This window comes from Methanolobus psychrotolerans (genome assembly GCF_002243045.1).
In the GTDB taxonomy this organism is placed as follows: Archaea; Halobacteriota; Methanosarcinia; order Methanosarcinales; family Methanosarcinaceae; genus Methanolobus; species Methanolobus psychrotolerans.
Genome location: NZ_MBKP01000058.1, coordinates 1 through 14786, shown reverse-complemented (window position 1 = coordinate 14786; position 14786 = coordinate 1). Strand labels below are relative to the sequence as shown.

At 38.3% G+C, this 14786-nt stretch carries 13 protein-coding genes and 2 pseudogenes; 12 read left to right on the top strand and 3 right to left on the bottom strand.

Translation table 11 applies throughout. From position 1 onward, the window contains the following. Window positions 1–219: 219 nt before the first annotated feature. A complete protein-coding gene (locus tag BB781_RS14005; RefSeq protein WP_094229095.1) occupies window positions 220–708 on the bottom strand; it encodes a helix-turn-helix domain-containing protein in 489 nt (162 codons plus the stop codon). Between the two features lie 99 nt (window positions 709–807). After that, window positions 808–945 (bottom strand): annotated as a pseudogene (locus BB781_RS16235) (IS5/IS1182 family transposase); the annotation flags it as partial. Window positions 946–1419: 474 nt separating this feature from the next. On the opposite strand from BB781_RS16235, the gene BB781_RS14000 reads away from it, so the two are divergent. The 11 genes from BB781_RS14000 to BB781_RS13955 all read left to right on the top strand — a co-directional run bounded on the left by BB781_RS14000 (window position 1420) and on the right by BB781_RS13955 (window position 13250). Further along, window positions 1420–1716, top strand: a complete 297-nt coding sequence (locus tag BB781_RS14000; protein ID WP_164997905.1) for a winged helix-turn-helix domain-containing protein — start codon at window positions 1420–1422, stop codon at window positions 1714–1716. A 222-nt stretch (window positions 1717–1938) separates the two neighbouring features. Next, entirely contained in the window at window positions 1939–3159 is a 1221-nt protein-coding gene (locus BB781_RS13995; RefSeq protein WP_094229093.1) for an adenosylcobinamide amidohydrolase, read from the top strand. Window positions 3160–3197: 38 nt separating this feature from the next. Next, a complete protein-coding gene (locus BB781_RS13990; protein ID WP_094229092.1) occupies window positions 3198–4376 on the top strand; it encodes an ABC transporter substrate-binding protein in 1179 nt (392 codons plus the stop codon). After that, a complete protein-coding gene (locus BB781_RS13985) occupies window positions 4373–5476 on the top strand; it encodes an iron ABC transporter permease (protein ID WP_207205298.1) in 1104 nt (367 codons plus the stop codon). Before BB781_RS13990 ends, BB781_RS13985 begins: the two co-directional genes overlap by 4 nt. Beyond that, the gene (locus BB781_RS13980; protein WP_164997904.1) at window positions 5473–6570 is read left to right on the top strand and encodes an ABC transporter ATP-binding protein; all 1098 of its coding nucleotides are present in this window, start codon (window positions 5473–5475) and stop codon (window positions 6568–6570) included. The genes BB781_RS13985 and BB781_RS13980 overlap by 4 nt, the downstream gene beginning before the upstream one ends. Window positions 6571–6645: 75 nt before the next feature. Beyond that, window positions 6646–8859: a nitrogenase component 1 gene (locus tag BB781_RS13975; protein WP_094229090.1), complete on the top strand. Its 2214-nt coding sequence runs from the start codon at window positions 6646–6648 to the stop codon at window positions 8857–8859. Beyond that, the gene (locus BB781_RS13970) at window positions 8856–10142 is read left to right on the top strand and encodes a nitrogenase component 1 (protein WP_094229089.1); all 1287 of its coding nucleotides are present in this window, start codon (window positions 8856–8858) and stop codon (window positions 10140–10142) included. The genes BB781_RS13975 and BB781_RS13970 overlap by 4 nt, the downstream gene beginning before the upstream one ends. 56 nt (window positions 10143–10198) lie before the next feature. Beyond that, complete coding sequence (locus tag BB781_RS13965) at window positions 10199–11047, top strand: sirohydrochlorin cobaltochelatase (protein ID WP_094229088.1); 849 nt, start codon at window positions 10199–10201, stop codon at window positions 11045–11047. A 336-nt stretch (window positions 11048–11383) separates the two neighbouring features. Further along, a complete protein-coding gene (locus tag BB781_RS15860; protein ID WP_164997903.1) occupies window positions 11384–11539 on the top strand; it encodes a hypothetical protein in 156 nt (51 codons plus the stop codon). 654 nt (window positions 11540–12193) lie between these two features. After that, the gene (locus BB781_RS13960; RefSeq protein ID WP_094229087.1) at window positions 12194–12526 is read left to right on the top strand and encodes an ArsR/SmtB family transcription factor; all 333 of its coding nucleotides are present in this window, start codon (window positions 12194–12196) and stop codon (window positions 12524–12526) included. Between the two features lie 148 nt (window positions 12527–12674). Then, window positions 12675–13250, top strand: a complete 576-nt coding sequence (locus BB781_RS13955; protein WP_094229086.1) for a hypothetical protein — start codon at window positions 12675–12677, stop codon at window positions 13248–13250. 132 nt (window positions 13251–13382) lie between these two features. Here BB781_RS13955 and tnpA read toward each other — a convergent pair. Beyond that, window positions 13383–13658 (bottom strand): annotated as a pseudogene (tnpA, locus tag BB781_RS13950) (IS200/IS605 family transposase); the annotation flags it as partial. Window positions 13659–13965: 307 nt separating this feature from the next. On the opposite strand from tnpA, the gene BB781_RS16590 reads away from it, so the two are divergent. Beyond that, window positions 13966–14535 carry an IS200/IS605 family accessory protein TnpB-related protein gene (locus BB781_RS16590; protein WP_094229085.1) on the top strand — a complete coding sequence of 190 codons (570 nt, stop codon included), beginning with the start codon at window positions 13966–13968 and terminating at the stop codon, window positions 14533–14535. Window positions 14536–14786 lie beyond the last annotated feature (251 nt).

Sequence of the window (14786 nt, the reverse complement as noted above, 5' to 3'; positions counted from 1 at the left end):
TAATAGTTGATAGAAACGAGCACACGTCCTCTTTAGTTGAATGTTCCTTGAAATCAATAACAGAATTACCATTCAATGAATAAAACCCGAATGAGTTTGCTTTTAGCCTGGTTGTGTTTTTAAACATGACTGGTTTATTGAAAGACCACAAACGAACTGTATTTGACGTTGTTTGAGGGGACGATTCATCAAGAAAAACGACAACGCAATTATCATCAATTAGCGGTAAGTTTTTTTTAAACGATCTTCTGCGTCTTCTGGTCTTCGATGATCATGCGTATATGGTTTGGCATGATGCATGCCAAACTTCTTCAAGATCACTAATATTTGCTTAATAGTGTATTGAACTTTAAACTCATTATAAATGAGTTCTCGGACTTCTTTTGTAGACCAATCATCACGTTTGTGTAGCATGTTCTTTAGTTCTTCTTTTTGATAATCGGTGAGCTTTGAAGGACAGCCTCCTGAAAACCTGGGGATCAATCCTTTATATCCGTCTTGATTCCATCGCTCTTGCCATTGATATGCGACTTGTTTTGATATGCCAACAAGTTTAGCTGCTTCATTAACAGAAGCACCTTCATAACGATGTTTAATAAAATACAAACGTTGCAAAACTCGTGTATCTTTCTCTAATGACTTGATATGTTTAAGCAATTCTTCGGATGAAAGATGGCGTTCTATAGGAATTTGTTCTGGTCTAGCCATAAGGCATTATTTGTACTTAATTAGTAATAAATGTTTAGTTAATGACTATAATTGGAGAGAAAAATCAGCTTGGTGGAAATGACCTAGGCTGAATAGTTACCTATTATAATACATTGATTCTAAGATTGGTCTAAAAAGTTTCCAATCGATCAGTGATTCGGTTTCAGCAAGCTTGTCACCAACCGCTTGAAGATGTTTGTATTCTTCGTTAAGAGCAAAATCAGTTAAATCATACACAATACTCGATTTATTTGCCTGTTATTTATATTTTAGTACAATGTTGACTGTGTTTATCGAAATCCTCTATATTATTACTCTGTTCCCCAATAGTATAAAAGATGTTTTAAGTAATCGACATACTTACGGATAATAACTTATGTATAAATATGTATATTTATATTATTAATACTAACAATCATTACTAAAAACATATATACTATTAAGCCATTTGGGTAAATAAGTGATGGGCATTCCATTGACTAATAGGGCGGTATCGCCTATTCAGCCTCTCTTTTTTAAGCCCTATTAGTCCTACCTTCATTTACAAAGCCCAAAAATTCAATTTTGTTAGCATATAAACTAAGAACTCTAATGAAAACAAAGCAAGTTATATAATTTAACTGCAATTTCTTTTGAGACACATATTCTTTAATTTTGAAAATAAAAATCTCTTGCGCATATTATTGGTATATGTTGCATAGGAGCTCCATTATGGTTGAAAAAGATACAGCAATAAAAACAATTGGCAACGAAACAAGATTGAAAATTCTGAAATCTCTTGCTACCAAAGATATGCACATAGCAGAGATTGCGAATGAACTTGGGATTTCATGCACAAGCATCTCAAAGCATATACGTGTTCTTGAAGATACAAATCTGATTAGCAGAAATATTTTCGGGAAAAGTCATGTTCTTTCTTTAACAAAAAAAAATGGCAAACAAATAAGGAGTGATTATGATTTGTCAGAGATGGAATTGTATATTCTTGACAACCTGTTTCTGATTTGATTAAAAATATCTTGTCATATTTTTTGATGTATTGTTTCACACTGAAATATCAATAAATTGGTAATCTAATTGATAGTTTAAAAGCTAATAATTGTAAGGAAAATTTAATCCTATAAATATACCTTTTTTCAGACGTTGTCTGTTTATTCTGAACTTGATAGTTACTGGAATTTGAGTATCATAGCAAGTTCTGAAAGAGAGATTGTGAAGCGGAGATTGAAGATGAATGGAAAAACCGATGAAAAGAGCGCAATTTCATTCTTAAACAGCATTCCAAATGAATCAAAAAAAGTTGATGAAATTGCAAAGCAATTGTTGTGGCAAACTTCTGGCGGAGAACAGGTGTTTCTTCATGAAAAATCGATTGTTGTGGAATTACCACCTGGAAGAAGAACTCTTACAACATCTTGGTTGAATGGTGGTTACAGGGAAGACATACGATACATTTACAATCATCAAGTGTTGCATGAATCAGATGTTGACCATGAAGTTTCTTCCCTTGACGGCGGTGGGATTTCAGCATATTCTACAATCATTGCACAAAAAATAGGGATAGATCCACTTTCTTCTACGGGTCTTATGACTGCAGCTAATATGAAAAACGTGGCAATAGTAACCCATTGTTTTAGAAATCTTGAAGTGACGGCTGTAGTTACTGGCGGGATTGAAGTAAATGGCGGAAGAGCCGGTGATCCTGCTTCATATTATCAGGAAGAGGGACAGTTTACCATGATTCTGGGAACTATCAACACTATTTTGCTCATCGGTGCCAATGTCCCGCATTACGCAATGGTAAATGCAGTAGTTACAGCCAGTGAAGCCAAAGCTGTTGCAGTGCAGGAACTAATGGCTCCAAGCCAGTATTCTCAGGGAATAGCCACAGGATCAGGAACAGACATGATAGCTGTTGTATCTGATAATACAAGCCATATAGATCTAGATGATTCCGGGAAGCACTCCAAACTCGGCGAACTTATTGGAAAATGCATAAAAGAAGCAACAAAAAAAGCCCTCGCACAGCAATCAGATCTTACTCCCCACTCCCAATGCAATATGCTGGTACGCCTCGAAAGATTTGGAATTGATGAGAAACGATACTGGAAAGAAGCTTCTTCCATGGAAGGAGAAAATAGAAAATCACAATTTATTGATGAACTCCGAATAATTGCAAAGAACCCTGCACTTGTAAGCCTTACAACATCCCTTCTTCACATTGTTGATGAAATATCGTGGGGATTGCTCCCTGATAAAGCTGGAAAAAAAGCTGCATTCTCGTTGATAAAAGGTATCCCTGAAATTTTACCTGCCGAAAAATATCCTCCATTTAACAGGCTTCTTTGTGAGAAGGACGATGTACTTGACAACTGGGTACGTGTCACTGCGTGGATCTGCAAAAACGGCAGATGCAATTCTGAGATTAAAAGCAGTAATCTCACTAATTGAAACTAGACTGTTACTGATTTTTGCCGGAGAGAGCACAAATGAAAAAATATCATGTTTTTGTTTTATTTCTTCTATTAATATGCAGTCTTTATTCAGGATGCATAGGAAACAGCAGTCAGGAAACAAATAGTCTGGTAAATGCTGACTATGATTCCTCAAAAGATTATTTTCCGGATAAGATAAACATAGAATATGCGCAGGGATTTTCAGTTGAATATAACAATAACTACAAGCTTGTAACTGTAAAAGAACCAGATACTGATGATGAATATACATATATACTTGTACAGAAAGGGACCCCTGTTCCTGAACATGATTCGGATTCAGTAGTCATTGAAATTCCTGTGGACAGTGTTGCTGCTCTTTCCACAACTCATCTGCCAGCTCTTGAGGTAATTGGGGAAACGGACAAACTCAAAGCTGTCAGTTCTTTTATTTATATTAACTCGGCTCCTGTAAGACATATGATTGAAGAGGGAACGATAGAAGAAGTGGGAACAGGCAGTTATATGAATACCGAATCAATAATCAGAATAAATCCTGATGTGATTTTTACCCTCACCACCGGGGTTCCTTATGATGATAAACATATTGACAATCTGATTGATCTCGGACTAAAACCTGTTGTTGTTGATGAATACAAGGAAACATCAGCGCTTGGAGAGGCGGAATGGATCAAGTTCATATCGTTGTTCTTCAATGCAGAAAATGAAGCAAGTGAATACTTTGATCAGGTTGCCAGTGACTATAATGAACTGGCTGAGAAAGCAAAATCTGTAGAAGATAAACCAGTTGTAATGAGCGGAATGGCATGGCAGGGGACATGGTATGTACCTGGAGGGAACAGCCTGATAACCCAATACATAAAAGATGCTGGTGCGACCTATTTCTGGAATGAGAATAACAACACTGCAACAGTAACCCTTGATTTTGAAGCAGTACTTGACATGGGGAAAGATGCTGACTATTGGGTTTCATCGGGAATCTGGGACAGCACAGAAGAACTTGAGGCTGAAGATCCCCTGTATCTTGAATTTAAATCTGTGAATAATGGAAACGTCTATACCAGTTACTACAAGGTCAATGAAAATGGAGGAAACGATTATTACGAATCTGGTGTTGTGAGACCGGATCTCGTACTGGCGGATTTTGTAAAAATGTTCCATCCTGAATTAGTGCCGGACCATGAAATGGTTTACCATAAGAGGATAGAATGAAAAAAACGGAAAAACAAAAAGTGAACAAAGAAATGCAATTCAAGGGTCATTCACAGAGAACACCACTGCTTATGATGTTCTTTTTGATTGCATTGTTTTTTTTCTTTGCGTTAGATCTGGTTCTCGGATCAGTGAATATACCATTGGGAGACACATTTTCAGTGTTACTCGGAAAGGTTCCACTTGATGAATCATCAGAGGTCATAATAATGAACCTGAGGCTTCCAAGGGCATTGGCGGCAGCTTTCGGAGGGGCAGCACTTGCAGTTGCAGGTCTCCTGATGCAGACATTGTTCAGAAACCCTCTTGCAGGACCGTTCATTCTTGGAATCAGTTCTGGTGCAAGCCTTGGAGTTGCTATTATAGTTCTTCTATTCGGTGGGGTATCAGCAGCAACACTTCCACAAATGCTTCGTAGTACTGGATTTTTAGGTAGTGCCACAGTTGCCATAGCAGCATTCATTGGATCTTCGGCAGTGCTTATGATAGTACTTTTCGTATCACGGAAAATAGATAGTAATGTCACAATTCTCATTTTAGGACTGATGTTTGGTTATATAACAGACTCTCTTGTCACAGTCCTGATACATTTCAGCGACCCGGAAAAGGTAAAAGCCTTTTCAGAATGGACGTTTGGTACCTTTGATGTAAGATGGGCTGAGATCAGTATACTTGTTCCAGTTATAATAATTGCCCTGATACTCTCATTTTTACTTACAAAACCACTAAATGCATTGCTGCTGGGAGAAGAATACGCCACCAGCATGGGCATGAGTTTAAGCAGAACACGTAGTTATCTTATTGTAATCACAGCTCTTCTGGCAGGTATCGTAACTGCATTCTGTGGTCCAATCGCTTTCCTTGGTGTGGCTGTTCCCCATCTTTGCAAAGGAGTATTTGTCACTGCTGACCACAGGATACTAGTGCCGGGATGCACACTGCTTGGAGGAGGACTTGCATTATTTGCGGATATGATAGCACACCTTCCTGGAAGCAATCTAACTTTACCACTGAGTTCAGTAACTTCCATGCTTGGAGCACCTGTAATCATATGGGTAATACTATACGGAAACAAACTTGGAAGAGGGGTGTCTGTGTGAAAGGAACGCCACTTATCTCAACATCAGACCTTTCAATAGGTTATAAACGCAGGAACAGGGAACCTACGATAGTCTCTGGGAACCTTAACCTGAGTCTCATGCCTGGAGAACTTGTGTGTCTTATAGGCCCCAACGGTGCCGGGAAGTCCACATTGATAAGAACACTCATAGGTATGCAACCCTGCATTTCGGGGGACATACATCTTGCAGGTAAATTACTGAATGATTTCACTGCTATGGAAAAAGCAAGGGTTTTAAGTGTGGTGGTGACATCACAAGTCTCAATTTCACATTTCAGGGCTTTTGATGTCGTATCATTAGGTCGCTATCCGCATACTGGCTGGTCAGGCACTTTATCTGAAAAAGACAGACAGATGGTATCATATTCATTAGCTGCGGTTGGTGCTAATGAACTTTCCTCACGTTACATGTCAGAACTAAGCGACGGAGAAAAACAAAAGGTAATGATCGCACGGGGGCTAGCTCAAGATCCGGCAGTGCTTGTTCTTGATGAACCAACGGCATTCCTTGATATTCCACACAAAATAGAAATAATGCGAATCCTTAAATCGCTTTCACGACATCCTGGCAGGGCTGTTCTGCTGTCAATTCATGATCTGGATATTGCTGTGCGCACAGCCGACAAAATATGGCTTTTCAATAGAAAGGGGGAGTTTTATTCCGGCGCCCCCGAAGATCTTATCCTTCAGGGAGTCTTTGGATCTGCTTTTGAGATGGGGGGAGTTCATTTTGATAGCAAGAAAGGGACGTTTATTATCTCTCCTGAAAAAAAAGGAAATGTATCTCTTATAGGAGAAGATAATACTGAATATATCTGGACCTCACATGCACTTGAACGTGCTGGATATACCATATGCAATAGTAATACCAATGTTACTATTGAAATTCAGAATAGTAATGGGGACACTTTCTGGAGATACTTTAACCATGCTGATGAGCATGATTTTTATTCGATTGCAGACCTGATCCAATTCCTGAGCAAAACACATGGAAACGATGGCTTTCAAAAGCCTTTATCTGATTATTCAAGATACCCGGAATTCGGGCAGGAAGCTTTTCCGGAGGGACAGTAGGTATATGATAACTAGATATTCAATTCTGCTTTTCAAACAATTTTCCGATAGAATCTCAGGAGGGATCAGTCTTCAATGATCCAGATAGCAATCTATGGAAAGGGAGGAATTGGAAAATCCACAATCTCAGCCAATATTTCAGCTGCGCTTGGAGACAAAGGAAAACGTGTACTTCAGGTTGGGTGTGACCCGAAACATGATTCCACCAGACTTCTTCTGGAAGGAGAGCCAATACCTACTGTGCTGGCATATATTCGTGACACCTTTCCTGAGCAAAGAAAACTTGATGACATACTTTTCCAAGGGTATGCAAATGTGGTCTGTGTAGAAGCGGGCGGTCCTGAACCTGGAGTTGGATGTGCAGGCAGGGGAATCCTGAGTACTTTTAAAGTCCTTGAAGATCTGGGGATTGATAGAATACCTTTTGACGTTAAACTCTACGACGTGCTGGGAGATGTTGTATGTGGCGGGTTCGCAGTCCCGATCAGAAAGGAATATGCAGATGCAGTGTACATTGTAACCTCAGGAGAATATATGGCACTATATGCTGCCAATAATATTTTACGGGGAATCTGCAATTTTGATAATACCTCTTCACGTGTGGCAGGGATCATCCATAATAGCAGGGGAATGGAACATGAAAATGAGAAGGTAAGGATCTTTGCCGATTCCGTTGGATTGCCTGTAATAACTTCAATTCCAAGAACTGAAATATTTGCTGAAGCCGAAAAAGAAGGGTCCACGGTTATACAGAGATATCCGAGGTCTGTTCCTGCATTTTTATTTAACCAGCTTGCAGATCATATTGAACAAATATCAAATGGAACGGCCAGTCTTTTCTCAGCGAATCCTCTTACCAATGAAGAAATGGAGATAATTGTTCTTGGAAGAGATCAGGATTTACATCAAAATAAAAGACATTCAAGTTCAAATAAGAAGTCATTCCATTATGAAATACCTAAGATCAAGCAGGGTTTTTCGGTCAATAAAAAAAGCCATTTTTTCACAAAGAATGTAAAAAACAAACAGCCTCTTCAGGGCTGTTCATTTGCCGGTGCTGTTACTGTCACTTCCCGGATAACCGATGCATTGACAATTGTTCATGGTCCCAGAAGCTGTGCACATATTGCTTCCCATTTTCTCAATAACTCATTGCTCAATGCCAGTTCAAGATATGGAATTATTCCTTCAGGAACAGAAGGAAAAACTCTTGTTTCTACTGATATGGATGACAAGTCTTTTATCTTTGGAGGGCTTGACAACCTTATACTGTGCCTTGAAGAGGCCTGTATGAAAGGTTGGTACACGATATTCATCGTTACCACATGCCCTTCCGGGCTTATTGGCGATAATATTGAACATGCGGTATCCAGAGTGGAACAGAAGTTTCCCCATACAAATATCATACCGATAGAAGTAGACGGGAATCTGGCAGGTGACTTTTCGCAGGGACTTGTGGAAGGATATAAAGTAATAAGTAATATAATAGACTCCTCTATTAAAGCAGAAGACTGCCTTGTTAACATAATTGGAGAAAAAACACTTTCAGATAATCTGAATTCTAATTTTATCATCATAAAAGAACTTCTTGACAGTATAGGAGTTAGAGTAAATTGTCGTTTTTTATCTACTACAACTGTTAATGATATCAGGAATTTCAGAAGAGCTTCATTGAATATTCTTGCACACAACGATGACTCTGGCATGGTCTTAAAGAAACTGATCGATTCTAAGACCGGAATGGAATTTTTTGGACTTCCGTTTCCCATAGGTTTTAATGAGACTGCTGAATGGCTGGAGCTGCTTGCTGAAAGATTTGATATGGAAGCAGAAGCATGGAAACTGATTGAAAAACAAAAAAGGTTATATTATAAAGAGATCGAAGATCTGCGTCCTGTCCTGAAAGGAAAAAGAGTGTTAATTAGTTCTTTCTGTTTGAATCTGGACTGGATAATTGACATGCTCATGGATCTTGGAATGGAACTCGTGAAGGTAGGATTGATTGCCTCATCTTACGATGATTTCAGGACCAAATATATTGGAATTTTACCCATGGAATATGATTATACTGCTGAAAAAAGGCAAATAGATATTGAAACACTTAACCTTGATCTGGTATTATCAAATTATCCCCCCATAATGTCAAATGATGGAGTACATCATGATGCCATACCTTTTTCTCCAGACGTAGGTTTTAGTAGCGGACTTGTCATGGCCAGAAGATGGGGAATGATCATGCGTCTTCCGGTTGTGGAGGGATGGAAACGGGATGGAGTTGATTGTTCATGACACTTACAGCAGATGCCTTTACCGGTTCACTGCTGGCTGTTGAAGGCATAACGGATGCAATAGTTCTGTTAAATGGCCCTACTGGTTGCAAATTCTATCATTCCCATATTTCGGATTGCCAGTATCAAAGAGCTTCTTCTTTTGACCCTCTAGGATTCACAGAGGAATTCTATTTCGGACAGCCACGTGTCCCATGCACCTACCTTGAAGGTGAAGATTACATAGCAGGTTCAACTGAGAAACTCCGGAGAATTCTTTCTTCAATCGCATCAAAGAATGATGATCTGCTTGTTGTTGTAAACTCTCCCGGGGCCTCATTGATAGGTGATGATCTCAAACAATTCATTGATTCTGCAAATCTGTCAAAGCGTTGTTTAGCTATTGAGAATGCAGGATATTCATCCCCGGTTTGCGAAGGGTTTGAACAGACTGTGATAGAAATTCTCAAATGGATGGACCTTGAAGGGAAGAATAGCAGTTCAATCACGGGAAAAGTGAATCTGGTCGGTATCTCATTATATAATAGTAACTGGGATAGCACAGCAGATGAATTAAGAAGGATACTTTCATTTTTGAATATAGATGTCGAAACAGTTCTTTGTGCAGGAACGAGTATCGAAGAACTTCAAATATCAACATCAGTTGCATGTAATATTGTTGTTTTTCCGGAATATGGCCTTAAAATTGCAAAATGGTATGAAGAACAATTTGGAATTCCATACATTTTATCTCCGATGGGTGCTCCTGTCGGATATGATGCAACTGAAATGTGGATTAAGAGCGTTGCATCTTTTATGTCAGTAGATCCATCTCAGGCAATCGAAATATTGAGGAAGGAACGTAAAAGGAATTATCATAAGACATCACGTTTCCATTCTCTTACTGGTCTTCCAAAGGGTGCTACTTTTGCCATCAATGGTGATAGTTCCGTAGTTCTGCCTCTTACTAAATGGTTGTACGAGTACCTGGGCATGGCACCAGTTGGTGTCAGCACTTTGCCGGGTGGATGTTCGGAAACAGAAACTCAGATTATTGATTTTCTTGGAAAAATAGGATTTTCTGACTCATGGAAAAGTTTCAATGATGGGGAACAGGTCGATGTTGTGCTGTCAGACGGACACACCATTAAGATGATGCACGAGAAAAGACTTTGCAGGGCAGCTATCGAGATCGCTATGCCTTCATCAGGATATATTAACTTCCTGCCAAGAACATATGTTGGGGTCAATGGTGCTTTATTTTTACTGGAAGAAATATTCAATGGCTTGAGAAGGATGCCATGATAGATTTTCATGTTTATGACTCACAGTGAGTTATAAAATAAGGAGGTTTGAGTTAAATGGAGAATATAAACTCAGAACATGCAATTAGAAAAGACCCAAAGACGGCAATTCTGCTTGTTACCACAGGCACTACGAGAGACGAATCTAAAAATATATTTGATGGCTGTGTAAACGCATTTAAAACAGCATACCCTGATGTAGTTATACGCTCTGCCGTTGCATCAGAAATCGTCAGACAAGCAATGGCTGAAAAAGGTATTATCGCGAAAAGCCCGCTTGCAGCGCTTACTGACTTTATGGATGAAGGTTTTTCAAAAATAATAGTCCAGCCATTATACATTACGCCAGGTAATGGATTACATGAACTATATTCAATTGTCAGCACAATGAATAGTTTTTCGGGAAAACATGGAATCACAGGAATTGAAGGAATTTTGATAGGAAAGCCACTTCTAATGGATGCAAAAGATTATAGTTTGGCTGCAGGTGCGTTATCTTCGTATTTTGGATTGCCTGAAAAAGATGATGCAATTCTTCTTGTATCGCCTGTAGATGAAAACGGAGCAGATCCGTCACTTTGCCAGTTACAACTTGTCATGGATGAGGTTACAGGTGGAAGGTTCATAGTAGGCAGTTCTTCAGGTTATCCTGATGTGGATTGGGTTATAAAACGTCTTGAACATATCAATGCCCGAAAAGTAACACTTGCCACACTTGCAATGATACCTGGGAAACATGCAGAATATGAACTTGCAGGCGATAATCCTAAATCATGGAAGAATATGCTTGAATCAGCCGGTTATGAGGTTTTAATGAGCGAAAAGACTTTGGGCAAGTCTACAGAAATTGCAGAGCATTTTATCAGTTCCCTTGGCGAGGTAGGATCAAGTCATGGTTTTTTTTAGATATGGATAATGCAGTAGAACAACAATAATATATAGTAAATTTTAATCTTCTATAGTTACATAACTAGTTTCATTGGTAGTAACAATTAAAATCTGTTACTACTATGAATTTATATGTGACCGGACTTTTTTGGCTGCTTTGTTATTGCCACAGCAGTTTATTTATGATTTGCCGATATAGCTCCTATTTTAACGATAATTTTGTTCTCAGCATACATCGCAAACTTCATGCTAAAGTATAGTGCACTAATAACTTATAAATTTAAGGAGTATCTTAATATATACATCTGATTTAGCATATATAGTGAGTCAAATTCTCTTTAATGGGTGATTAGAATGCAAAATAAAATAAGCCTTAATAATAGTGAAATTAAATTCCTCAATGAGCTTTTTTATCGCATAGATATGGGTGGTGGAATGACATGGATAGAAGAACTCCTAAAAGAGAACAAAGAAACATATCAAAAGTTATGTGATAAAATAAGTACCTAAGCTACCAGCATAGCAAATACCATGAAAAATGATACATGTTAGGTAACTATTCAGCCTATCCATATCAGCCTATTGATGCAGATTCGGTTAAAATTGAGAAGTTTAGTCCTAAATTAATTTGAAATGCAAAACGCAAGCAAGTGGTACAATTAAAATAAATGTAGCGTAAGAAATTCACGTATCAACTTTTTATCACAACGGTTATTGATGGTGATTCTATCAGGCTGAATAGTTACCATGTTAGAAGCAATATTATTCAAATCGGATCTTTTTTACTTAGTAGTATCAGTGCAAAGTAGTCTGCTTTCTAACAAATAATTCAAAGCAATTTAAATAAAAGAATGTTGTTGGCTGGTTTATGAAGTGTGGAAGGTGTTGATGAAGTAAAAACAGGGGTTCCAGCCAACCGGCCAAATAATGGGTTGACAACAAAATGTCGGTTGCAATGCTTTGTCAACTTCATTATTTGGCACCTGTATCTTAGTAGGTAAACCTGCTATATAAGTGTGTGAATTCTAATAATATCTGTTATCTTTTACTCTAACAACGCATTTTTTCACATACCGTTAAATTGCGTTTTGATGTATTTTCTTTTTAGTTAATAACTACTAGTAAATAGAAAGATATTTATGTGGGCTACTGTCTATATGTATTATGCTGATGGATAATCTAAAAATTCTTAATGCACTTGAAAATGAAACACGGTTGAAGATGTTCAAACACATAAATGAACAAGATATGCATATTTCACATGTGGCAAGAATATTGGATATATGTGTTCCTGTAGCATCAAAACATGCCGCGATACTTGAGGATGCGAATCTTATCGAAAGGAAGGTTTTTGGAAAAACACACGTCCTATCCAGTAAAAATAAAAAAATATGCAAACTTGCTGAAGAGTCAAAAGAAGTTATTACTAGGGACTACCAGAGAATATTTGACACTGTGGAGTCTCTTAAAAGAATTGTGTCAAATGATGATGCTTAATGGCTTCATCTTGGCACAAAAAGTCACAAATGTTGATTCTAAAAATCAATAAAAATAATCTGAACCTTATTTTTGTGAAGCAGGCCGGATAAGCATGTCCAATAAATCTTTAATTTATATTCTTTTTATAATCTTATGCATTTGTTCTATGACAAATACCAGTGCTGTAGGAGTAGGTGTCAGTCCTGCAAACATGACCTTTGATGCACATGTCGGGATCACAGATTCACAATCACTTTTTGTAATAAACGACGGACAAAGCGTATCAGATTACAGGGTCTACGTCGATGACCAATACGTAGACTGGTTTACCATATCACCCAACAACTTCACACTCCATCCAGAAGAGCATAAAGAAGTTATCATAAGCTTAAAAGCACCTATTTCAGCAAATGGAAACTATGATATGAAAGCCTACGTCATCGCTTCAGCACCATCGTCAAACTTTGAAGTCGGCAGCGGAATAAAGATACCAATAAAAATGAATGTATCAAACAAAGGCTTATTCTTTGCTTCAGGAGCCATAGTAATACTGGTTATCGGAATGATTGCTACCGGAACCACATGGAAGAAGAATAGGAGACAGACGAGGATGAATGTGAATGCTGTTGATATTAGAATTGCTGATGTAGCGGTTGAGTCATCTGTTGTTGATGAAGATGAATATCAGGCAGATTCAGGCTCTGATTTGGAAGGGAAAATTGATTCTATAGCGAATACATGATAATATTTACTAAGATGAGAGCAAGTAGGGTTAAAACCCTGCTTGATTTCTTCCTCTTTCTTATCGTCGCCACGTTTTTACCACGTTGGAGTAAGAAGGCCACCATTTTTAAACTCACATTAAATAGTAGGTTTAATGGGAGTTCCAGTTCTCTGAACTGGAACAGGTGGATGAATTACGTTCCCTATTGGAACTACCGTCAATGTATTTCTCAATTGTTTCAGCAGATACCTGATCATGAGTACCAACATAATAGCTTGGTGACCAAAGATGATTACCCCTAAATTCTTTTTTTCGTAATTCTGGGAATTTCTGGAATACTCTCTTTGCAACACCTTTCATAATCTTAACAATATCATTCTGTGCTATGAATGGTGGTGCAGATATGAAAAGATGGATGTGTTCGGGATCATTCCTAACAGGATGATTGCGAAATGATGCAAATACTCGTAGGAAGCTCCTTCCTCGACAGATAAAAACTGGCAAGGAGGAGTAGTTCACTGAAGCATGTAACTATATTTCCGAAACAGCATGGAATAATCATACCTTCGGCAAAGTAGCAATCCATAAAATACGGAGAATGCCTTCAATTTGATATGGAAATGGTAAGAGGGCAGGCAGACCTCATTTACCATAACAAAACTTTCGATCTCATGGTAGTCGTGGATGTTCCCGATGAAGACCCAATAGACCCTCACGGTGTATATGGATAGACATGGGAATAGTCAACATAGCTACGACCTCAGATGGTGAAGTATTCTGTGGAAAGAAATGTACAGAAGTACGCCAGCGTTACTCCAACCTCAAAGCAATTCTTCAAAGTGTAGGAACTCACTCTGCTAAAAAGCATCTCAAGAAAATAAATGGTAAAGAAAGGCGCTTTAAAAAAGATACCAATCATTGCATAGCTAAATCAATCGTTCAAACTGCAAAAGACACAAACAGGGCTGTTGCCATTGAAAATCTCAAAGGCATTAGAACTAACAGCACGGTTAACAAAACAGTGAGAACAGCTATCGGCAAATGGGCTTTTGATGAATTAAGTAACTTCCTCAAATATAAGGCTACCCTCGCAGGTATTCCCGTATTCGATATAGGCCCTAAAAACACATCGACAAGAATAATAGAAAAACTCAATCCGAATTCCTCTGTGTCAGTTGTGGACACCAAGAAAGTGCCGATATTAACGCTTCCAAGAACATATCATTTGGGGGTATTTATCAACTACCCTATAGTCCTCTGTCCTGTTAAAAGGAACATAGAAGGACAAGCCCCCTATTCATAAAGTGGTTTTTGACGAAGGGCGTTCCAAATGGTGATATTAAGGATATCTACAGAACTTCGTTATTCTATTGCTTTTCTACAACGTCTACGGAGAAATCTTGTAAGAGCTACATGAACACAAAATCTAAATACTTACCGTACAGTAACTTACTGTATGGTAACATTCTTTGACCGCGTGAGAGAGCTATCTCAACTTGAAGAGATATATAGTGCCCCTTCTTCGTCCCTGGTAGTATTCTATGGAAGGAGGCG